Origin of the sequence: Streptomyces sp. NPDC003035, from assembly GCF_042888285.1 — a bacterium.
Lineage (GTDB): Bacteria > Actinomycetota > Actinomycetes > Streptomycetales > Streptomycetaceae > Streptomyces.
This window is the reverse complement of sequence record NZ_JBIAPJ010000001.1, coordinates 850305-871566: the sequence shown is the minus strand read 5'-3', so window position 1 is coordinate 871566 and position 21262 is coordinate 850305. Positions and strand designations below refer to the sequence as shown.

General features: G+C 70.6%; 20 protein-coding genes. 3 read left to right on the top strand and 17 right to left on the bottom strand.

Features of this window, described 5'->3' with window-relative positions; all coding sequences use genetic code 11:
• Positions 1-430 precede the first annotated feature (430 nt).
• Positions 431-1630 (top strand): acyl-CoA dehydrogenase family protein, encoded by a 1200-nt coding sequence (locus ACFYV5_RS03915; protein ID WP_389163959.1) that lies wholly within the window; start codon positions 431-433, stop codon positions 1628-1630.
• A gap of 58 nt (positions 1631-1688) precedes the next feature.
• Here the strand turns inward: ACFYV5_RS03915 and ACFYV5_RS03910 are convergent, their stop codons facing one another.
• The 5 genes from ACFYV5_RS03910 to ACFYV5_RS03890 are packed head-to-tail and all read right to left on the bottom strand — an operon-like array spanning position 1689 to position 5603.
• Positions 1689-2258 carry a GAF domain-containing protein gene (locus ACFYV5_RS03910; RefSeq protein ID WP_389163957.1) on the bottom strand — a complete coding sequence of 190 codons (570 nt, stop codon included), beginning with the start codon at positions 2256-2258 and terminating at the stop codon, positions 1689-1691.
• Positions 2255-2878, bottom strand: a complete 624-nt coding sequence (locus ACFYV5_RS03905) for an ATP/GTP-binding protein (protein ID WP_355115102.1) — start codon at positions 2876-2878, stop codon at positions 2255-2257. Before ACFYV5_RS03905 ends, ACFYV5_RS03910 begins: the two co-directional genes overlap by 4 nt.
• On the bottom strand, positions 2856-3227 hold the full coding sequence (locus ACFYV5_RS03900) for a DUF742 domain-containing protein (protein ID WP_355115101.1): 372 nt from the start codon (positions 3225-3227) through the stop codon (positions 2856-2858). The genes ACFYV5_RS03905 and ACFYV5_RS03900 overlap by 23 nt, the downstream gene beginning before the upstream one ends.
• A 2-nt stretch (positions 3228-3229) precedes the next feature.
• Positions 3230-3664, bottom strand: coding sequence for a roadblock/LC7 domain-containing protein (locus ACFYV5_RS03895; RefSeq protein ID WP_215071982.1), 435 nt, complete (start codon positions 3662-3664; stop codon positions 3230-3232).
• 7 nt (positions 3665-3671) lie between these two features.
• A complete protein-coding gene (locus ACFYV5_RS03890; RefSeq protein ID WP_389163953.1) occupies positions 3672-5603 on the bottom strand; it encodes an ATP-binding protein in 1932 nt (643 codons plus the stop codon).
• Positions 5604-6178: 575 nt separating this feature from the next.
• Here ACFYV5_RS03890 and ACFYV5_RS03885 point away from each other — a divergent pair.
• Positions 6179-7522 (top strand): flavin-containing monooxygenase, encoded by a 1344-nt coding sequence (locus ACFYV5_RS03885; protein ID WP_389163952.1) that lies wholly within the window; start codon positions 6179-6181, stop codon positions 7520-7522.
• A 42-nt stretch (positions 7523-7564) separates the two neighbouring features.
• On the opposite strand, the gene ACFYV5_RS03880 is transcribed toward ACFYV5_RS03885, so the two are convergent.
• The 6 genes from ACFYV5_RS03880 to ACFYV5_RS03855 all read right to left on the bottom strand — a co-directional run bounded on the left by ACFYV5_RS03880 (position 7565) and on the right by ACFYV5_RS03855 (position 12822).
• On the bottom strand, positions 7565-8629 hold the full coding sequence (locus ACFYV5_RS03880) for a tryptophan dimethylallyltransferase family protein (RefSeq protein WP_389163950.1): 1065 nt from the start codon (positions 8627-8629) through the stop codon (positions 7565-7567).
• Between the two features lie 325 nt (positions 8630-8954).
• Complete coding sequence (locus tag ACFYV5_RS03875; protein WP_355115094.1) at positions 8955-10307, bottom strand: cytochrome P450; 1353 nt, start codon at positions 10305-10307, stop codon at positions 8955-8957.
• An 8-nt stretch (positions 10308-10315) separates the two neighbouring features.
• Positions 10316-10909 (bottom strand): ATP/GTP-binding protein, encoded by a 594-nt coding sequence (locus ACFYV5_RS03870; protein WP_355115092.1) that lies wholly within the window; start codon positions 10907-10909, stop codon positions 10316-10318.
• Positions 10884-11261: a DUF742 domain-containing protein gene (locus tag ACFYV5_RS03865; protein ID WP_355115090.1), complete on the bottom strand. Its 378-nt coding sequence runs from the start codon at positions 11259-11261 to the stop codon at positions 10884-10886. The genes ACFYV5_RS03870 and ACFYV5_RS03865 overlap by 26 nt, the downstream gene beginning before the upstream one ends.
• Entirely contained in the window at positions 11258-11659 is a 402-nt protein-coding gene (locus tag ACFYV5_RS03860) for a roadblock/LC7 domain-containing protein (RefSeq protein WP_355115089.1), read from the bottom strand. Before ACFYV5_RS03860 ends, ACFYV5_RS03865 begins: the two co-directional genes overlap by 4 nt.
• Complete coding sequence (locus ACFYV5_RS03855) at positions 11656-12822, bottom strand: ATP-binding protein (protein ID WP_389163945.1); 1167 nt, start codon at positions 12820-12822, stop codon at positions 11656-11658. The genes ACFYV5_RS03860 and ACFYV5_RS03855 overlap by 4 nt, the downstream gene beginning before the upstream one ends.
• A gap of 555 nt (positions 12823-13377) precedes the next feature.
• Between ACFYV5_RS03855 and ACFYV5_RS03850 the strand changes: the two genes are divergently transcribed.
• The gene (locus tag ACFYV5_RS03850; RefSeq protein ID WP_389163942.1) at positions 13378-13590 is read left to right on the top strand and encodes a hypothetical protein; all 213 of its coding nucleotides are present in this window, start codon (positions 13378-13380) and stop codon (positions 13588-13590) included.
• A 194-nt stretch (positions 13591-13784) separates the two neighbouring features.
• Here ACFYV5_RS03850 and ACFYV5_RS03845 read toward each other — a convergent pair whose 3' ends face one another.
• The 6 genes from ACFYV5_RS03845 to ACFYV5_RS03820 all read right to left on the bottom strand — a co-directional run bounded on the left by ACFYV5_RS03845 (position 13785) and on the right by ACFYV5_RS03820 (position 21242).
• A complete protein-coding gene (locus ACFYV5_RS03845; RefSeq protein WP_389163939.1) occupies positions 13785-14180 on the bottom strand; it encodes a hypothetical protein in 396 nt (131 codons plus the stop codon).
• 38 nt (positions 14181-14218) lie between these two features.
• Positions 14219-14968: an MBL fold metallo-hydrolase gene (locus tag ACFYV5_RS03840; RefSeq protein ID WP_389163936.1), complete on the bottom strand. Its 750-nt coding sequence runs from the start codon at positions 14966-14968 to the stop codon at positions 14219-14221.
• Positions 14969-15374: 406 nt separating this feature from the next.
• A complete protein-coding gene (locus ACFYV5_RS03835; RefSeq protein WP_389163933.1) occupies positions 15375-15539 on the bottom strand; it encodes a hypothetical protein in 165 nt (54 codons plus the stop codon).
• A 547-nt stretch (positions 15540-16086) separates the two neighbouring features.
• The gene (locus ACFYV5_RS03830; protein WP_389163930.1) at positions 16087-17652 is read right to left on the bottom strand and encodes an FAD/NAD(P)-binding protein; all 1566 of its coding nucleotides are present in this window, start codon (positions 17650-17652) and stop codon (positions 16087-16089) included.
• Complete coding sequence (locus tag ACFYV5_RS03825; RefSeq protein WP_389163927.1) at positions 17645-20416, bottom strand: molybdopterin-dependent oxidoreductase; 2772 nt, start codon at positions 20414-20416, stop codon at positions 17645-17647. The genes ACFYV5_RS03830 and ACFYV5_RS03825 overlap by 8 nt, the downstream gene beginning before the upstream one ends.
• 1 nt (position 20417) lies before the next feature.
• A complete protein-coding gene (locus ACFYV5_RS03820; RefSeq protein WP_389163925.1) occupies positions 20418-21242 on the bottom strand; it encodes an FAD binding domain-containing protein in 825 nt (274 codons plus the stop codon).
• Between the last annotated feature and the right edge of the window lie 20 nt (positions 21243-21262).

Sequence of the window (21262 nt, the reverse complement as noted above, 5' to 3'; positions counted from 1 at the left end):
GCCGCGCGCATCCGCACGCCGGATGCCGCTCACCTTCCCGGGGCGTCGAGCGCGCGCGACCCCGTGGTTCCGGCCTCTCCGGGCTCGGTGATTCTTCCGGCATGCCGCCTCTCTGGTGAAGAGGTGGCCTATGAGGCGATCCGGCGCTTCTCCATGCCATATGCCCGTCGATTGTTTGCCGTTGGCATGTGGCAGAAAGAAGCCCACGGGGAATGCCCTGGTGACCCGCTCGAACAGGCCAACTCCCCACGAAACACAGTCAGATTCAAACGTCAACCGTTTGTGTTTCGGACAAACTCCGTGGCGATATTGATCCGTCCCGGAAAGATCAACACCATGGAGTGTCGGCCTGTTCGGGACGGGGCCACTGCCGATGCACCACCTGCTCGAACAACCGAGCGAGCAGGCGTTTCGCAGGGGAGGGACTCGTATGGACAGCTACTTCAGCAGCCGACTTCATCATCAGCTCAGGGAAACGGTCAGGGACTTCGCGGAGAGTGAGGTCCGGCCACGCATAGCCGAGATGGAAGCGTCCCGCTCGGTGCACCACGAACTGTCCCGGCTGATCTGCGAGCAGGGCTGGCTGGGCGCCACAATCAGCCAGGAGTACGGCGGCATGGGCGCCGGGCACTTGGCCAAAACCATCATCATCGAGGAGCTCTCCCGGGTCAGCGGCGCGATGGGCGCCATGGTCCAGGCCTCCCAGCTCGGCACCGCCAAGATCGTGCACTTCGGCAGCGACGAGCAGCGCAAGACGTGGCTTCCCGCCATCGCCGCGGGCGAGTGCCTGCCGACCATCGCGGTCACCGAACCCGATTCGGGCGGGCACGTCCTCGGCATGACCGCGAGCGCGGTGCGCGACGGCGACGACTACATCCTCAACGGCAGCAAGGTCTTCGTCGGCAACAGCCACGTGGGCGATCTGCACGGTGTCGTCGTGCGGACCGGCCCCGGATCGAAGGGCCTCACGGCCTTCCTCGTGGAGTCCGACCGCCCCGGCTTCCGGCTCGGCCCCCAGCAGCCGGCCATGGGGCTGCACGGCTTCAGCTTCGGCGAGCTCGTCTTCGAGAACTGCCGTGTCCCGGCGTCCAACCGGCTCGGCGACGAGGGCGACGGCCTGTCCGTCGCGTACTCCTCGAGCGTGCTGTACGGCCGGGCCAACCTCACCGCCGTCTCGCTCGGCATCCACCAGGCGATCCTGGAGGACACCACCCGGTTCTGCGCGGAGCGCCACCGCTACGGCAAGCCGCTGCACCACCTGCCGACGGTCAAGCTGAAGCTGGGGCAGATGCAGTCCCGGCTGATGACGGCACGGCTCGCCGCCTACCACGCGGTGCATCTGCTCGACCAGGGCATGTCCTGCGACGCCGAGCTGATGAACGCCAAGCTGGTCAACGTGGAGTCGGCGATCGACTCCGGTCGCAACGCGATGGAGATCCACGCGGCCGCCGGTCTCTTCACGGACCGTCCGATCGAGCGCTACCTCCGCGACGCGCACCACATCTTCGCCCCGGCGGGCACCTCCGACATCCAGCTGCTGCGGCTGGCCGAGGTCGCTCTCGGCCAGGACAAGGGCAGTTGGTCGGAGAAGCTCTCGGACCTGGTCAAACTGGAGCCCCTCCACGCCTGACCCAGACACAGAAGCGCCCCGGTCGGCCGCGAAGCCGTCCCGGGGCGTTCCCCGTGCCTCAGATCAGACCTTCCTCGCGGCGATGGATCTGCTCCACCAGCTCCGCCGCGAGCTTCTTGATGGTCTCCAGGCCGGCCCGGCCCCAGGGTCGTACGTCGGTGTCGACGACACAGATCGTCCCCAGCGCTATGCCCGTACGGTCGATCAGCGGCGCGCCCATGTAGGAGCGGATGCCGATCTCGTCCACCACCGGGTTCCCCGCGAACCGCGGGTAGTCGCAGACGTCCTCCAGGACGAGCGCCTTGCGGCGCACCACCACGTGCGGGCAGTAGCCGTGGTCGCGGGCCATGAACCGGCCGACGTTGCCGCCGGCCGCCGCCGCGCCCAGGTCACTGCCCGTGTGTGTGCCCGCCGGGGTGTGCAGCCCGGCGAAGAACTGCCGGTTCTCGTCGATGAAGTTGACCATCGAGTACGGGGCGCCGGTCACCTCCGCCAGCCGGTGGGCGAACTCGTCGAACGCCGGCTCCGGCCGCTCCCCGAGCCCCAGTTCGCGCAGGCGCCGCACACGGGCGGGCGCCTCCCGGTCGACGGGGGTCAGCAGCAGATGACCGGTCGGGTCGTAGGTCATGACGGTGCTCCGTAGCTCGGCACGGCGGCCGGGATGGTGGTGAGCAGATGCTGGACGAGGGTGAGGAGGGTGCGGATGCCGGCGCTGGAGATCCGGGCGTCGCACAGCACGACCGGCACTTCGGGCTTGAGGTCGAGCGCCGCCCGCACCTCGTCCGGCTCGTAGCGGTAGGCGCCGTCGAACTCGTTGACCGCCACGACGAAACCGATGCCGCGCCGTTCGAAGAAGTCGACGGCGGAGAAGCACTCCTGCAGGCGCCGGGTGTCGGCGAGGACGACCGCGCCGAGTGCGCCCTCGGAGAGCTCGTCCCACATGAACCAGAAGCGCTCCTGGCCGGGGGTGCCGAACAGGTACAGCACGTTCGTGTCGTCGAGCGTGATGCGGCCGAAGTCCATCGCGACCGTGGTCGTCGTCTTGGACTCCACGCCCTCCAGGCTGTCAGTGCCCGCGCTGACCTGGGTCAGCAGCTCTTCGGTGCTCAGCGGTTCGATCTCGCTGACCGCGCCCACGAAGGTGGTCTTGCCCACGCCGAAGCCGCCCGCCACCAGGATCTTGAGCGCGGTGGGGAACGGATCGGTCGCCACGCTCTCGTGGCGCTCAGAGCCGTTGTCGTAGGCCATCGAGCACTGCCTCCAGCAGGGAACGGTCGGTTGGGTTGGCGTGGAAGCGGGGCGCCCGGGCGGTCAGCGCCCCGCAGTCCACGAGATCGGAGAGCAGAACCTTGGTGACGACCGCCGGGAGCCGTAAGTGCGCCGCGATCTCCGCCACCGAGGTGGGTCCGTCGCACAGCCCGAGGGCCAGGCTGTGCTCAGGACCCATGTGGGGCTGCGGTGAGGAGCCCGTCGCCATCACCATGGAGAGGAGGTCCAGCGCGGTGGTGGGCTGGGTCCGGCCGCCGCTCACGGTGTACGGGCGGATCAGCCGGCCGGCCGCGTCATCGAGCCAGGGCCCCTCCTGGGGGGACGTCACGCTCACTGCCCTGTGCTGCCCGCCGCGCCCGCCGCTTGTCTGGCGGGCGTGACGAGATACGGCCGCACGCTCTTGACGAGCATCGCCATCTCGTAACCCAGCACGGCGGCGTCCGCCTCGCGTCCGGCGAGGACGGCCAGGCAGGTGCCGGATCCGGCGGTGGAGACGAACAGCAGGGTGGAGTCGAGTTCGACGACCACCTGCCGCACCTCGCCACCGTCGCCGAACCGCGCGCCGGCGCTGCGGCCGAGCGAGTACAGCCCGGAGGCCAGCGCGGCCATGTGGTCGGCGGCGTCGGTGTCGAGGCCGTGGACCGACTTGACCAGGCCGTCGGAGGAGAGCAGAACCGCGTTGCGGGTGTACGGGACCCGCTGGACCAGACCGCTCAGCAGCCAGTCGAGATCCGAGGAATGGCCGTTCGGCACATTGCTCGCCATGGTGCATCTACTCCTTGTGCGCGTCACCGGGACGCAGCGGTTCTTGGGGGGACGGCTGGGATTCGGCGAGTCCGATGCCGCGCTGGAACGCGGCCATGAGACCCGGGTCGTGCAGAGCGTGCTCCTCGGTCCTGCGGACCACGGGCTCGTCGCGCAGCTGCGGGACGAGGTGCTCCTGGGCACGCCGCTTGGGGAGGAGGGGGCGGCCCTGAGCCTCGGGGCGGGTGGCCTGGGGGCGGGGGGCCTGGGGGGTGGTGCCGGGGCGGGCACGCTCGGTGTGCTCTCCCCGTACGGGGAGGGGGGTGTCGTATGCGGGACCGCCCGGGGAGGGCGCCCCCGTCTCGGGCGACTGGAGCGGTAGGGCGGGCGCGGAGGTGGTGTACGTCAGCGGCCGGTGCTGCGGTTCGGCCGCGGGCTCCGGCGCGTGGGCCGGCGTCCGTACGGAAGTCTGCCCGGACGCGTGCGCGGGCGCCTGCGCCGGTACGGGTGCCGGTGCGGGTGCCGGTGCGGGCGCCGGGCCGGGCATCCCGGTGGTGTGCGGGCCGGGGACCTGGGCCGGGGCCGCGGGAGCCTGGGCGGCGGGGCTCGCGTGGACGGCCGGAGGTGCCGTCTGCTGCGGAACCTGCGGCCTCGCGGCCGCCTGGCCCGCGGCTACGGCTCCCGCCTGGCCCTGGCTCCGCGCGAGCCCCTCGGGGTCGGCGCCGAGGAGGCCCTGCGGCAGCACGAGGACCGCCTGGACACCGCCGTAGATGTTCGACTGGAGGCGTACCGCGATGCCGTGGCGCCGGGCGAGCGCGGAGACCACGAAGAGGCCGATGCGGCCGTCCTGGAGCAGATGCGCGACGTTGACCTGATCGGGGTCGGCGAGCAGGGCGTTCATCTTGTTCTGCTCGGTGACCGGCATGCCCAGGCCGCGGTCCTCGACCTCGATGGCGAGGCCGGCCGTGACGTACTGGGCGCGCAGCAGCACCGTGGTGTGCGGGGCGGAGAACAGCGTCGCGTTCTCGACCAGTTCGGCGAGCAGGTGGATGACGTCGGCCACGGCATGACCCCGCAGCGTACCGTCGATCGGCGGCACGAGTTTCACGCGCGGGTACTGCTCGACCTCGGCGATGGAGGAGCGCAGCACCTCGGTCATCGTGACGGGATTCGACCACTGCCGACGGGAGATGGCGCCACCGAGCACGGCGAGGTTCTCCGCGTGGCGGCGGATGCGGGTCGCGAGGTGGTCGACGTGGAAGAGGCCCTTGAGCAGCTCCGGGTCCTCGACCTCGTTCTCCAGCTCGTCCAGGAGCTGGATCTCACGGTGCACGAGGGACTGGAGACGGCGGGCGAGGTTGACGAAGACCTCGACCTTCTGTTCGTTGCCGACGCTGCTGGAGAGCCGGGACGCCTGCACCACGGCGGCCACGGCGGCCTCGTGGGAGCGGTTCAACTCCTGTGCGAGCAGGTCGAACCCGTCGCCGGACGAACCGGTCGGCGGGGTGGCCGGGCGGGCCGGGGGGCCTTCGCCGCGGCGCAGCTGCTCGACGACCGTCCGCAGTTCGCTCTGGCTCCGGGCGCTGGAGCGGCGCAGGGCGTTGCAGCGGTCGAGCACGGACTTGGCCGCCCGGTCGGCGCCGAGGGCGGCCGCGGTCACGGAGGCGACCGTGAGGGCGGCGGCGCCCGTGAGCGCCGCCCAGAGGCCGGCCGAGGGGCTGGCTCCGGTGGAGCGGATGGTGAAGAGGACGGCGGCCGCGCCGCCGAGTGCCACGGCCACGGCCGGAAGCACGGAGGTACGCAGGAGTTGGGGGCGTATGCGCGTTTCCGGTGGGAGCGGCGCGGGATTCTGCGCGGGGGTGGGAGTTCCCGCGCCGGGAACGGAACGGGCGCCTGACCGGCCGTGCCGCCCGCCCTCACGGCGTTCGGACCGCCCGGCGGGTGCGCGAAGTTGAGACATGAGTGTCCTTGGTACGTGCCCAGGAATCGGCGTACTACGGGGAGAGTCCTACGTGGATCTGATGAGCCTACCGATGATCACCAACCACACACTGTAGTCGTCAACCGTTCATGTGCGGTGCGCAGTTGGCAAACTTACCCGCAGAGCGCCCGACTCTGGTATCACCCTTCGCACGACCGGCCGAGAACGTATGGCCGAAACCCGGCGAGGCGGGGTCGGCCCGTCGGAGCGGAAGGGAGAGAAGGTGCGTGTACGCCTCCCCGCTCCACGGAACCGGCCCCTGACCGGAATCGTCCGGCGGGGTCCGCGCGCGGAGGTGCGCGCGCCCCTGGAGCGCCATGGACAGTCCGCGTACGCCTCTTTCCAGCCACCTTTTCGGCCGTCGAATCGGCGTTCGCTCGCGCGTCGTTCGTGCCGACGCCCCGGCCGCCGGTGTGACTGTCCGTACGACCGGAACCACGCCACCCACCTGCGAAAGCCGGTCGGTATCGTGAGGCCCCCTGTGCGCCGGGAGGGCCGCGACATCCGCGGTCGACACCCGGCGCGAGGACGGATGGTGTTCTGTGGAGGGTTCCTTGGACGGGTCACATGACGTTCCCCCTGCCGCGACCGTGTGTGTCATCGGTGCGGGTCTGTCGGGTCTGGCGAGCGCGCACGCGCTCGCGGTCAGGGGAGTCGACTTCGTCTGCCTGGAGAGGTCACCGGACGTCGGAGGGATCTGGCGCCAGCCGGGGGCGGGCGAGCGGGGCCCGGCCTATCGGTCGCTGCATCTGAACAGCGCCAAGCAGCTCACCGGTTACGCCGACTTCCCGATGCCGGACGAGCTGCCCCTCTACCCCCGGCACAGCGACGTCGCCGCCTATCTGCGGTCCTTCGCCGAGTGGGCCGGGCTGCTGCCGCGCATCGAACTGCGTACGGAGGTGGTCTCCGTACGGCAGGCCGGGGACGCCGGCTGGACGGTCGTCAGCCGCGACGCGCGCGGAGTGGAGACGGAGCGGCGTTTCGCACAGGTGATCGTCGCCTCGGGCCACAACACGGAGGCGGCGCTGCCCGATCCGCTGCCGACGGGTTCCGAATCCTTCGCCGGAACGATTCTCCACTCGATGGACTACCAGGACGGCAGCGACTTCGCCGGGCAGCGGGTCGTCGTCGTGGGCATGGGAGCCTCGGGCGTGGACATCGCCGCGGACCTCTCCCGGCACGCCGCGCGGACCATGCTCTCCGTCCGCCGGGGGCTGCACGTCGTCCCCAAGCAGCTCTTCGGCACGTCCGTGGACCTGATCGCCGACGCGCCGTGGTGGAACGAGATGTCCTTCGCCGAGCAGCGGCGCTTCGTCGAGCAGGCACTGCTCGTGGCCCGGGGACGGCTGTCGGACTACGGCCTCCCCGAGCCCGACCACCCCGTCTTCTCCTCGGCCGTGACCATCTCGGACGAGATCCTCAGCCGAATACGGCACGGCGGGGTGATCCCGAAGCCCGCGATCGCCGCCCTGGACGGCGGCCGGGTGTCCTTCACCGACGGAACCTCGGAGGAGGCGGACGCCGTCGTCTTCTGCACCGGGTTCCGCATGGCCTTCCCCTTCCTGCCCGCCGGGTGTCCGGCGGGTCCGGGGCGCGGGGCGGGGCAGGGGGCGGTCGAACTGTACAGACGTGTTGTCGCAGCCGACCGGCCCGGCCTGTACTTCGTCGGTCTCATCCGTCCCGTGGGCTCGATCACGCGTCTCGTCGAAGCGCAGGCGCGCTGGGTGGCGCGGATCGTCGACGGTGACGTCGCCCTGCCGCCGGCGGATGTCATGCGCAAGGAGATCAGCGCGTACCTGAGCCGTATCGAGGAGCGCTACGGGCGGACCGAGGGTGCCTCGATCCAGGTGGATGTCGGCCCGTACCTCCGGGAGTTGCGGGAGTTGCAGGACGCATAGCGCCTGTCTTCCTCGTCGGACCGTCCCCTCGGGTGAACCGCGCTAGGTCCGCGGGGAGGGGACGGCGGCCGGTGGCCGGACGGCGTACGCCTCCGAGGAGATGTAGGCGGTCACGCGCGGCGGGCGGCCCTGCTGGTGGGCGAGCCCCAGGTAGGCGATGAGGCCCACACCGTCCCGCAGCCGGCGGGAGGTGACGGCTGACAGGGACCGGATGAGCGGTGCGCTGTCCATGCCGTGGCGGTCGAGGACGGCGACCGCCCGGTCGAGGGCCTCGCCGTCGTCCCGGGCGTAGTCGCGGATGGGGATGTAGAGGGTGAAGCCGCTGGGCCGGCCGCTCGCCGTCTCGGTGAAGGCGTGGCAGGACTGGACGGGTCTGCGGTCCACTCGTGGGCCCTGCCCGGCCCCGGCCCCGGCCTCGACCCCGGTCTCGACCCCGGTCTCGGCGTCGTGCCCGGCCGCCATGCGGAAGAACGTCGTGATCTCCGGCTGTCCGGAGCCGCCGTCCAGGCGGGACAGATCGGCCGCCTCCGTGGCCGACAGGTCGTGGTGCGCGAGGTAGACCTTGACCCGGGGCTCTTCCCAGTCGCCCAGGTCCAGGGCGAAGAACAGATGACGGTCGCCCTCGGGCAGCGCCGTGAACGCCTGCTGGTGGCCGAGCCGCTGCAGGGCCTCGCGTACGGTGGCGGCGGAACGTTCCTGTCCGGACGCCGCCGGGTTCAGGTACACCTTCATCCGGGGGATCCCGCCGGGGAGCAGTTCGAGCGCGCACCAGAGCGCGAGAGGCCCCTGCGGGGCCGGCGGGAAGAACAGGTCCTCCAGCTCGTCCAGCCGCTTGGTGTCGAAGCCCCATCGACGCGCCATCTCACGGACGACCCGCAGTCCGACGAGCCCGTTCTCCCTGAGGCTGTCGGCGCCGCAGCCCGGTTCGAGGAGGACGCGCAGGGTCGGGTCCGCGTTCGGGACGAAGGCGAGCGAGAACTCCACCGGCGTGTGGTCGTCGGAGAGGAACGAGCGGTCCGGGGGCGGGAGATCGAGCCGCCGCTCGGCGACCGGGCCCAGCACCGTGAGCAGCGTCCGTGCGTACTCCGCCGAGTCTGGCCCGCTCAATCCCGCGGCCTCGCACAGCCGCAGCACCTGTCTCGCCGCGTGACCGCCGAGTGTCTCCCCCTCGGGCGCCTGCGGGTCGCCGGGCGGGAAGGCGGTCGCCGGGCCCTCCCCCGTCCCGGACCGGGGCGCCCAAGAAGATACCCGCCTGGAGAGGCGGGTATCGAGGGTGCTCAACTCGGTGGGGAGCTGCATGACATCGGCGTCGGCGGATATGTGGTCCACGACACCTCCTTTGCCTCGCGATCAGGACGAATGAGCCGCTGCTCACTACCCTTGAGGCAGAACGTTCATGCGGTGGTGCGCAAATTGACCGGAGTTACGTAGGTCACCTCGTGAGCCAGTTGAGGAACTGGCTCCACTTTCCCGCGCGTTCGCGCTTCGGGTCCGCACCGGCCGGACCGGGCGACGTGGACGGCGACTCCTGACCCGCCTGGGGGTCGGTCCCGTATACGGTCGCGACCGGTGTGAACCGGGCGGGCAGCGTGGCGAGGGCACGGTTGAAGGGTCCCGGACGCCACACGAGACTGTCCTCCGGAACCGCGAGTTCGACGTCGGGAAGCCGGTTGAGAAGGTTCTCGATGGCGGTCACCGTGATCTGCCGGGCGGGGTCCTTCGACGGGCAGGCGTGCGGACCCGCGCTCCAGGCCAGGTGGGCTCGATTGCTGCCGGCCTGACGCGCCGCCATCAGCGCCGGTCCGGTGTTGGCGGCGGCGAAGCTGACCAGCACGAGCTCGCCGGCCCGCAGCTTCTGCCCGGCGAACTCCATGTCGGAGGCCGGGTAGTGCGGCGCCAGGTTCTGCATGGGCGGGTTCTCCCACAGCGTGTCGTCGAGGGCCTCGTCGATCAGACCGCCCTTGTGGGCGTACGCGTCGTGGGTGAGGAGCCGGTGCAGCGTGTTGCCGATGAGGTTCCGCAGCGGCTCGTTGCCCGCCACCAGCAGGAGAGCGAGCTGGTGGACCATCTCCTCGTCGGTCAGGGCGGACTGGTGCTGCATCAGCCAGGAGGTGACGTCGTCGCCCGGCCTGGCCCGCTTGAGCGCCACCAGTTCGCCCACGGCCTGGAACAGCACCTCGGCGGCCCGCTCGGCGTTGACGCCGTCGAACATGCCGGTGATGCCGAACAGCACCCGGTCACCGATGTCGGCAGGGCAGCCGAAGAGTTCGTTGAACACGAACAGCGGCAGCTGCTTGGCGTAGTCACCGAGCAGATCGGCGGACCCCCGCGAACCGAACTGCGAGATGAGGTAGGCGGAGACCTGCTCGGTGGTCCGGCTCAGCCGACGCGAGTCGACCCGGGCCATGCTGTCCGTGACCGCCTGCCGGAGCCTCAGGTGCTCGGCGCCGTCGCTGAACATGCAGTTGGGCCGGTACGCCAGCACGGGCACGACCGGGTTGTCCGGGCTGATCCTGCCCTCGTCGAGGTCCCGCCAGCGGCGGGCGTCCTTGCGGAAGGAGCCGGAGTCCTGGAGGAGTTGCAGGGCCGTCGCGTAGTCGGTGACGAGGGTGGCCTCCACGCCCGGAGCGAGCTCCACGGGAGCGGTCGGACCGAAGTGGCGCAGATAGGAGTAGTACGCCTGCGGGTCGGCCGCGAACTCCGGCCCGTGCAGCGGCACCCGGGCGCCGTCGGTGTGAGCGGGGCACCCGGGCGGGGGGACCGGGGCGGGGGATTGAGCGTCCATGTCGGTTCCTAGTGAGCGCGGTCCAGCAGATGCCGGACAAGAGTGATCAGCGCGTCGGCGGACGACCGCTCGTCGCGCGCGTCGCAGGTGACGACCGGGGTGTCGTCGAGCAGGTCCAGCGCCTCGCGCAGCGCCCGTTCCTCGCGGTCCGCGGTGCCGTCGAAGCGGTTGATGGCGATCGCGTAGTCGAGGCCGTACTGCTCGATCAGGTCGATCACGGCGAAGGAGTCCGCCAGTCGCTCGGGGTCGACCAGCACCAGCGCTCCGAGCGCGCCGCGCGCCATGTCCTCCCACATCTGGACGAAGCGCTGCTGGCCGGGCGTACCGAAGAGGTACAGCACGACGCGATCGCTGATGGTCAGCCGGCCGAAGTCCATGGCCACCGTGGTGGTGGTCTTGCTGCGGACTCCCTTGAGGTCGTCGAACGACTCACCGGCGGCCGTCATCGTCTCCTCGGTGGACAGCGGAGGGATCTCCGATATCGCACCGATGAAGGTCGTCTTGCCCACGGCGAAGTGGCCGACGACAAGGATCTTCACGGCGATCTGCGTCGCTCCGTCACGGACGTACGCCTGTTCACCCAAATTTGGTGCGTAGCCCATTCAGCACCTCCTCGAGGATGTCGCGGTCCGCGAGCTGGGCGCGCTGCACGGGCGGGCGGGTGATGAGGTAGCCGCCCTCGGTGAGCGCGGAGAGGAGGATCTTCACCACGCCCATGGGCAGCTTCGTGTGCCCCGCGATCTCGGCGACCGAGAGATAGCCGGCGGTGCACAGGTCGAGCAGGCCCTGCTCCTCGGGGGAGAGCCGGGTGGGGCGCTGCTGGTGGTCGCCCGCCGCGGTGACCAGGGTGATCAGGGACAGCTGCTCCTCGTCGGGCAGGCCGCGTCCCTTGGTGATGACGTACGGGCGGACTAACGCGGCGGCCTCGGAGTCCGGTTCGTCGAAGCCGCTCATGAGCGGACGCCGAGGTTCTCGCGGGGCGGCGTCGTCAGGGCCTTGCCCAGCTGACCGACGAGCTGCTGCATCCGGAAGGTGATGTCCTGCATGTCGACGTCCGGCGAGGCCGATACGCCGAGGTACGCGCCCTCGCCGGCGGAGATCAGGAAGACCCAGCCGCCGTCGAACTCGACCAGAGTCTGCCGCCACCGCAGGTGGCCTCCGTCGACGAAGAACCCGAGCGAGCGGCTGAGCGACTGCACACCGCTCATCGCGGCGGCGACCGTGTCCGCGTTGTCCTTGTCGAAGTCCTTCGTCCGGGCCATCAGCAGACCGTCGGCGGAGACCAGGACCGCGTGCAGCGCCCCGGGTATCTCCAAGGCGCTGTCAAGCATCCATGACAGATCGTCGTTCACGAGATCTCATGCCCTTCGCTGCTCGCATCACGTGTGCTGCTCGTCTGATCCGCCGTGTCCGGGCGGGTGGCCCGTCCGGACTGCGTGCCGCGCTGGAAGGCGCCCATGATCGCCGCGGCTTCCGCGCCGGAGCGGTGCGGGGCGGGCGTGGCCGTGCCGCCGGGCACGATGGTCATCGGCCGCTTGCGGCGGCGCTGCGGCAGACCGTCGGGGGTCGAGGCCGCGGTCATGGCGGGTTCGGGGCCGCTCGGGTCCGTGCCGGCGACGGCGGGGACGGGCGCCGCCGGGACCTTCTTCTCCGGCATGGCGGTGAGCAGCTCGTGCGGCAGGAGGAGGACCGCGCGGACGCCTCCGTACGGCGAACTGGAGTCCACGGACACCTCGAAGCCGAAGCGCTCGCAGAGCACGCCGATCACCGCGAATCCGAACTGAGGGGGGCTGCCGAGCCCCGAGACGCCGGAGACCCGCTCGGTCGACAGGAGCTTCGTGGCCTTGGCCCTCTCCTCGTCGTTCATGCCGACACCGGCGTCGTCGACGACGATGCAGACGCCCTTGGGGACGGTACGGATGTTGATCTCGACCACGGTGTCCGGGCTGGAATAGCTCGTGGCGTTGTCGAGCAACTCGGCGAGAGCCAGCGCCACCGGCTCCACCGACCGGCTGGTGATGCCGAAGTCGACCTGCGAGAGGATCTCCACGCGCCGGAAGTGACGGATCCTGCCCTGCGCGCTGCGGACCACGTCGTAGACCGAGGCGACGTCCCGCTGTCGTCCCAGCCAGCCGTCGCACAGCACGGCGATGGACTGGGCGCGCCGTCCGAACTGGGAGTTGGTGTGGTCGATCTCCAGGAGGTCCTGGAGAATGACGGACTCGCCGTACTTGCTCTGCAGTCCTGAGATCACGGACTGCTGTTCGGCGGCGAGACCCTGAAGTGTCCGCATGGCGGACTTGAGGACGGATTTCGTCGCGTCCTGGGCTCGCTCTTTCTCGGCCTCGACCGATTTCGAGAAGCCGTTCTCCAGCTCGGTGTAATGGGCTTTGGTCTCTTCGATCTCACGCCGTAGGGCCCGAGTCGCCTTGCGCTGGCGAACAATGACGGCGACCGCGCCGAGGACGGCGACGAGGAGGGCCCAGAGCACTGGGTTCTGTGCGTAATGCGTCATAAGACTCTCTTCAGGCGACTGACGGCCGGCTGCTGAATCGGTCCATGCGGGCGAACCGGCGGAACCGTCCGTACCGGGGGGGGGCACCGCCCGGATGGCCGTCGTGGTCGTCGTTGTCCCCTTGCGCCATCCGCCGCCCCCGCAAGCGCGATGATCGTATCAGGGCACGAACAGGTGACCGAGCGTCAACATCGGGACGCACGGTGGTCATTGGCGCGGTTCGACCGGCTTCGGAAGAGGCTGGGGAGAGTCGTCGGCGGGCCTTTCAGGGGCGACGGGTGTCCGGTCGCTCCGTGTCGCCTCAGCGATCGCCGGCGAGGTCGAGGTCTCCCCGGGCGGTCGGCGCCGAGCCCTTGGGGCGGCGCCACCGGCGCGCGATGGGGGCGGAGATCTCTCGCCACCACGGGTCCGCGGGGAGCTTCTCCGACGGAAGGGCTGCCTCAGTGTTGGCATGTCCGCGCGGGTGACGTAGTTCGGCCGGAAGGTCGGCGTTGACGGGCGCGCGATGGTCACGCGGACTGTGGCGGTGCCTCCTGCGGTGGCGCGGTCCCGTGCGTGGCGGGCCAGGAGCCGGAGCCCGAACCAGATGTCGAGGACCAGGTCATCGTCTTCGATCCGGCTGACCGTGGTGTTCTCATCCACCTGCCCGGGCCGGGCGAGGTCAACGCGATTGGAGGCGATGGCGGCGAAGGTGCCGGCGCCGGTCTGGTGCAGCTCGCACGCGATCCATTTGGCCATCGCGGGCTCGGAGCCGCCGTGCGCCAATAGGCGACGCTGCCGACCGTGAAGTGGCGGACGTACGCCCCACGCGGGATGACGAGCAGGTCCTTGTCCCGGGTCTCCTGCTGGAAGGCGCGCAGAGTCTTGGTGTCGAGAGGGAAGTCCCCGCTGAGGTCTGGCACCAGGGTGACAACGACGTACGTCTGGTCGCTCACGTCCAGGCGGCCGATCAGGTCGCGTTCCTAGCGGAGCAGGTCCTCATGGCGGGACTGGCGACGGGCGAAGCGGTCCTGGTAGGCGGCGGCCACTTCGGCCTCCGCGAGGTAGATGATGCTGGCGCCGTTACGGCGCGGATAGCGCAAGCCCTCATTGACCAGTACTCCGTGCGGAGCGGAGGGGCTGCGGGGCACCGCGATCACGAAAATCCCGTGGCCGGGTCTCTCCGGGTCCTCGATCTGCCTAACGTCGAAGGTGGGCAGAGGGTGGACCTGATCGGCCACGATGTTGCGGACCCGCAGTACCTCGGCGTCACTGAGCACGACCTCGGGGAGCTCGTGCTCTCCGCACCAGCGGAAGTGCGCCGCCCGTTGCCGCGGAGGAACAAGACCGACCGCTGCCACACCGCACTCGACGGACACCCGCCCATCAGCCGCGGCAACAACCGGCGGGACAATACCTAGGCCAGGGCTCGCGTCCGCGCCTGTTCGGCGGCCTGTGCGACCGTGCCCCGGTGGGCGGGGCCGTGGCCCGGCAGCAGGTGGTCGGCGTCGAGGGACGTCAGGAAGTCGAGCGAGGCCACGGCGCGGGCCTGTTCGTGGTGAAACATGGCGGGCAGGATCTGTGGGCCGGTGGCGCGGGAGGCGGGGTGGCCGGTGACCAGGGCGTCTCCCGACACGACCGCTCCGACGTCCGGCAGGTGGTAGGCGCAGTGGCCCTCCGTGTGGCCGGGTGTGGGGACCGGCACCGGCCGGCCAGGCAGGTCGAGCGCGCCACCCATCGGGAAGGGCCGGGGCTCGGTCACCGGATGGTGGGCGGTGCCGCCGGCGCGCAGGGTGTGTACGGCCCACGGCAGGACGCCGGGCCGCCAACCGTTGCGCAGCACCGTGCCCACGGACACCTGGTGGAGAAAGTCGCGCCGGGCGTGCGGCACTTCGGCCTCGTGCATGAAGACAGGGGTGCCGTGGGCTGTGCGCAGGTACTCGGCCGAGCCCAGGTGGTCGTTGTGGGCGTGGGTGAGCAGCACGGCCGCCACCCGTTCCGGGGAGCTGCCCACCTCGGTCAGTGACTCCAGCAGGGAGGCGCGGTCGCCGGGGTATCCGGTGTCGATCAGGGTGGCGTCACCGCCGTCGGTCAGGATGATCCAGTTGGTGTTGCTGCCGTGCACCAGGTAGGTGCCGTCAGCGACTTGGCGGATGACCGCGCGCATGGGCCCTCGTTCCGGTCGGTTATCGGACTCGTCGATTCTCCTGAAGCGTGTGGCAGAAGGTTGTGTCCGGGCAGGTCAGGGCCGGTGTCGGTGTACACACCTGGGATAGTCGGACAGCACATCAGGATGAGCCGAATGTGCAAGCTGTACGTGTGGCAACTGCTATGGCTTGTGCTTACACAGGCGAGACCCTTCCTAGCTGTCTGCGAACCGCAGACCGGTTTCAGTAACCCGGCTGACTGCTGTTTCTCGTCGCTGGGAGCAGCACCACCCCACCGGAGCCGTGGAAGCTGGTGCACCCGACCCAGCCGTCGGTCGCTGCGATGCCCGAAACCGCGGAACAGACAGTGACGGCCCGCCAGATGACCTGGCGGGCCGTCACGAAGGACCGAGAGTAATCGTGGGGTCATGGGCCGCAGATGCGTTGCGCCTGGGAGGCCGTCCTGTCACGGTCGGCCTTCGCATCGGCCAGGGCCTGCCTCCCGGCGGTACCGGGGTGGCCGCCCTGATCGATCGCGTCCTTGTACCACTTCAGCCAGGACTCGTAGTCCTTCTGTGTCTTCTCAGCCACCGCGATCGCCTTGGCGCAGTTGTCCGCCCCGACGGGTGGTGGCGAGGCGTGTGCCGCTGCAGGGAGAGCGAGAAACAATGCGGTACCGGCCGCGCCGGCGAGCAGGCGAAGAGACGCCATGGAACACCTCCGGTGGTAAGGGTCTTGCGATGTGAGCCCGACCCATGAGCCCGAGTCCGCCGTGGCCACGCACCTCTTGTACGGATGCGGATAGGCGTGCTGCTCCCGGCAATTCCAGGCGGCTCCGCTCGCCACGGTCGTGGCGGGTCAGCCGCTCCGCGGTCACAGACCCACCGACACCACCATCACCCACCCCGACTCGCTCCGCCACTCGGACAGCCCTGCATCCGTTGCATCGGCCGGTCGCCTGTCCCCGGAGCCTGCCTTCTCCGAACGGGTCCGCGAAGACGACAGCGTCCAAGACCCCCGCCACGGAGAAGACCACGAAGAAACCGCCGCGTCACACGCAGTATGACGGTGGGCCCCGAGCGCACAGCGAAGACAGGATCATCGGCCCTGAGCGTGGGCGGGGGTCCGGCCGCCGTGATCAGGCGGGGGGCGAGGAGCGGATCTGGTCGGCGACGTGCCCGGCCTGACCGACCGCGTTGCGAAGGTGGTTGGCGAAGGGGATGCGGATGTGGGTGGCGACGCCGGCCACCCAGATCCGCTCGGGTGGTGCCCCAGGCTGAGAACGCAGCCGCAGGTCAGCTTCCAAGCTGTCCACGCGTACGGTGCCGGGCGGGGCGGACGAGGGGTCCAGATGCCAGGTGTCGTTGTCTGGGTCCCGGGTCAGGTGGGGCGGGTGGAAGCCGGTGGCGTTGACGACGTGGTCGAAGTGTTCCGGTGCGGAGCTGGACCATTGGATGCGCCAGCCGTCGTTCGTGAAGGCGGTGGCGGTCGGGTAGGAGTCGGCCAGGCGCAGCGCACCGGAGGTGAAATGGGTGAGCAGTCGGCGCGCGTTGACGAGGGTGGTGGCGGTGGCGTAGCGACTGATGAACCAGGCGAAGCGCGTCATCAGGGCGCTGTGGCCAGCGGGGGGCAGGGCAGCGGCAAGGGCGATGACGGCTTCGATGAGGGGCGTGCAGATCTCGGCCCACAAGCAGGCTCCCCCTTCGGCCAGGGCGATTTCCTCCCGTAGCCGCTGGACGGGGTCGGTGGCGGCGGAGATCTGGTGCCGCAGGGGGCGCGGGTCGATGAGGCGGATCGCCTCGATGACGTGACGGGTGAGCTTGTCCGCGAGGTGAGGATCGGCTGGGTCGAGAAGGGTGATGCGCTGCAGTGGCGGGTGCGGGCGTGTGGCGGATGTGAGGGCGGTGCGGACGGCGGGCAGCCGGCCGGAGGGGGAGGTGAGGGTGGTGTGGTGGCCGTCACGGCACAGCAGCAGGGCGGCGTCGATGGCGCTCTGGTGGGTGCCCAGTACGAGGAGGCGCGCCGGTCGGGTCAGGTGCCGGCGCAGGCGGATCGTGGGGTAGGGGCTGTCCAGGTAGGCGGGATGGTGTCGGTACGGGGCGAATCCGTCGGGGGTGCGGGGCTGGTGGACGCCGGGGCAGATGACGACGTGGGTGGCGGGGATCTCCTGGCCGTTGTCCAGGTGGATGCGGTAGCCGTCGCGTCGTGCGGCGACGGCGTGGGCTGTGGCGCGCAGGTGCTGGACCCGGATGCCCAGGGTGGTGGCGCTCTGACGGGCGCGGGTGTAGCGCTGGTGGCAGTAGGCGGCCATCCATGACCGCGGCACGCAGTCGTCGGGCCGGCCCTGCCAGCCGTGTTGACGCAGATGGTCGAGGAAGTCCTCGGGATGGTGGGCAAGCAGGGAGTTGAGGTCCACCGCACTGTTGCACATCAGCAGCGGGTCGCGGTCGCCGAAGGCCAGCCCCCAGCCCACCGGGTTGGGGTCCACCAGGCTCACCGACCGAAGCCGGTCGGCAGGAAGGCCCGTGTGCAGTGTCCGGTGCGGGTATGCGGCCGGGTCGACGAGGTGCAGGAAGACACTGGTGCCCACGGTGCCGCAGCCGATCACCACTACGTCATGGCCCTGTCGGCGGCCGGGGTCGGGCACGGATGCGGTGGCGTGCCGGTACGGCCCGGCGCGACCCGGCGCGGTGCTGTCAGCCACCGGCAGGCCTTTCTGGTACGGGTGAGGAGCGGACCGCTGCGGTGGGTTCTCCGGGTGGGGACGGGACGTTCGCGTTCAGTTGCGCCCAGATGGCGTCGGGACGCAGGGGGAGGGTGGTGAAGCGGATGCCGGTGGCGTCGCGCAGGGCGTTGGCCAAGGCGGGGGCGACGGGGTTGAAGGCAGCCTCACTGCCGGGTTTGGCGCAGTGCAGCTGATCGGGCCCGGGGGTGGGGACGAAGCGGACGTCGGTGTGGGGTACGTCGGCGGCGTGCGGGATCGGGTAGGTGCGCAGGTCCGGTGTGGTGACGCGGCCGTGGTGGTCGGTGCGGAGGTCTTCCATCAGTGTGGTGCCGATGCCCTGGGCGACGGCTCCCTCGATCTGGCCACGCAGCTGTCGCCGGTCCAGGACGGTGCCCGCGTCGCTGGCGTGGACGGAATCCAGGAGGGTGATCAGGCCGGTGGCCGGGTCGACGGCGAGGCGGATCCACTGGGCGTTCGCCGCCAGGCCCGGAGTTCCGGTGGTGGCGTCGCGGGATGCGGTGGCGGTGAGTGGCCGACCAGTCTCCTGGACGGCTCGGTACAGGGTGGCCAAGGGCAGCGGGCGGCCGGCGCAGTCGACGGCGTCCTGGCCCAGGCTGCAGCTGTCCGGGGTGGCGCCGGTGTGGGCTGCTGCGGCTTCGAGGACGGCCGTACGCAGGGCCCGGCAGGCGTCGTGGACGGCGCGGGCGGCGAGGGTGGAGCCGGTGGAGACGAAGCCTCCGGTGTCGTGGGGGAGCAGGTCGGTGTCGCCCTGGCGGAGGTGGATGCGGTCGACGGTGGTGGCCAGCATGGTGGCGGCGATGCGCCGGTGGACGGTGGTGACCTGGCTGCCGAACTCCGGGGCGCCGGTGAACAGGTCGTAGGTGCCGTCGGCGCGCAAGGTGGCGGTGGCCTGGGCGAGGTGGCCGTCGGAGGGCAGGGTGTGCGTGACGGTGACGGCCATGCCCTCCCCCACCAGCCAGGACGGTCCGGGAAGCGCGGACGGGGTGCCCGAGCGTCGTCGTGTGCGGGCGGCTTCGATGATGTCCAGGCAGCCGGTGATGCCGTGGTCGGCGACGGGCGGTGTGTCGTCGGCCGTCACCGCCGGTGCGGGCTGTCCGGGACTCAGGTAGGCCTGGCGGCGCAGGGCCAGGGGGTCGAGACCGGTCATGTGGGCGAGTTCGTCGAGGGCGGATTCGACGGCGAAGGTGATCTGGCCGATGCCGTAACCGCGGAAGGCGCCCGCCGGGACGTTGTGCGTGTAGAGCGCCCAGCCGTCGACCGTGATGTTGGGGCAGCGGTAGAGGCGCACGACCTCGGTGCAGGCGTTACGCAGGACGGCGGGTCCGTGGTTGCCGTAGGCACCGGTGTCGCACAGGACGTGCAGGCGCAGGGCGGTGAGCGTGCCGTCGCGGCGGGCTGCGATCCTCACCCGGACCTGGAAGGGGTGTCGGGTGGTGGCGGTGAACTCCTCGGCCCGGGTGTACTCCAGCTTGACGGGCCGCCCGGTGCGCAGGGCCGCGAGCACGACGATGTCCTCGGTGAGCGCCTCCTGTTTTCCACCGAACGCGCCGCCCAGCCGTGCGGCCGTGACACGCACGCGCTGCGGTGGCAGACCGAACACCGTGCACAGGTGCCGCCGGGTCAGGTGCGGTGCCTGGGTGGCGGTGTGGACGCGCAGCCGCCCGTCGTCGTCTTGCCAGGCGAGGCTGGCGTGGGTCTCCAGCGCGGCCTGCTGCACCCGGTGCGTGCGGAACGTCTCCTCGTAGACGTGGTCGGCTTCGGCCAGCCCGGCATCGATGTCTCCGATGGCGGTGTGCACCTCATCGGCGATGTTCCCGCCGGGGTGGACACGAGGTCCGCCGGGCGACAGAGCGTGTTCCGGGCCGCTGACGGCGGGCATGACCCGGTAGGTGACGCGGACACGGCGGCAACCCTCCTCAGCGGCGGCTTCGCTGTCGGCCACCACCGCCGCGACGCGCTGGCCCACATGACGCACGACGTCGTCCAGGACGCGGGTGTCGGCCGGATTCTCCTCGGCGTGTTCGTGGAGAGCGGTCGAGAAGCGGATGGCGGGCGCGTCATGGTGGGTCAGGACAGCGTGGACCCCCGGCACGGCGAGGGCATCGGCAGCGTCGATCCCTGTGACAATCGCGTGCCGGTGCGGAGAGCGGACCAGCTTGACGTGCAGCAACCCCTCGGGAACCGGGCGGTCGAGAGTGAAGCGGGCCCTGCCCGTGACGACACCCTCAGCCTCCGGAGCGACAGGAGTGGTTTCTGCTGTGGTGGCCTGCTCGTCAGCGGAGCGGCCTTCGTGAGACGCCTGAACGGCTTGTGTGATGGACCGATAGCCGGTGCAGCGGCACAGATTGCCTTTGAGGGCTTCGGTGAGATCGGCGCCCCGGGTCTCGTCCAGGGTGGCAGCGGTCATGACGAACCCGGGGGTGCAGAAGCCGCACTGGAAGGCCCGGGCCGTGGCGAACGCCTGCTGTACGGGGTGAAGCGCGCCGTCCTCGGACAGGCCCTCCACCGTCGCCACCGTCCGCCCGGAAGCGCGCAGGGCGGGGTAGAGGCAGCTGTGCACGGGCATGCCGTCCACGTGCACGGTGCAGGCGCCGCAGTCACCGCTGTCACAGCCCTTCTTCACCCCGAAGCAGCCTCGCTCACGCAGATACGTACGCAGGCACTGCCCGGGTGCCGGTGGCTCGGACACGAGCCGGCCGTTGAGTGCGATCGAGAAGGCCATGTCAGTCCTCCGCCACGAGTACGCGCCGCGCTTCCTCGGCCAGGTGAACGATGAGATGACGGCGCCAGGCGGGGGCCCCGTGGACGTCGTCCACGATCATCTGGAGGCCGACAGCCCGCTCGATCGCCTTACGCAGCCCGGCCGGCGTGGGCAGCCGGTCGAAGGGCAGGTGCACGGGGCGTGCCGTGGCCGCGGTGAGCGTGAGCGCGAAACGCCCGGAGCCGGGGGTGGCCGCGGCGATCACCAAGGCGGCCGAGTGCCCGCCGGGTCGCAGGCTGGCCCGGCGTATCACGGTGCGCTGCTCCAAGGCTGTGGCCGGCAGCCGCAGACTGCGCAGCATCTCCCCCGGCCGCAGGCACGTCCGGCCGGCTCCGGTGACGAATTCACGGACCGGCAGCTGCCGTTCACGGCCGTCGGCCGCACGCAGCACACACACGCCGCCCAAAGCGGCCGCCATCGACACCATCGGCGCGGCCGGCAGCGCCAGACACACATTGCCGCCCACCGTGGCGCTGTTCCACACCTTGAAGGACGAGGAGAACGCCCGGCAGCAGCCTGCCATCAGCGCTCGTGCACCGGGCCAGGGCCCGTCCGGTTGTTCGGCGAAGGCCAGCAGCTCGGCCACGGTGCACGTCGCCGCGATCTCCAGACCGCCCTCACCGACCACCAGCGGCTGCCAGCCCATCCGGTGAAGGTCCCACAGTCGGGAGATCCCGGGCTGGGGAGCGGAGAACAGCCAGGTGCCGCCGGCCAGCCAAGCGTCCCCCGCCTCCCACCGCACACCATCGCGCGCGTCGAGCACGGCCCGGACCGTCGCAAGATCCATCCCCGTCCGCCTCCGCCGAC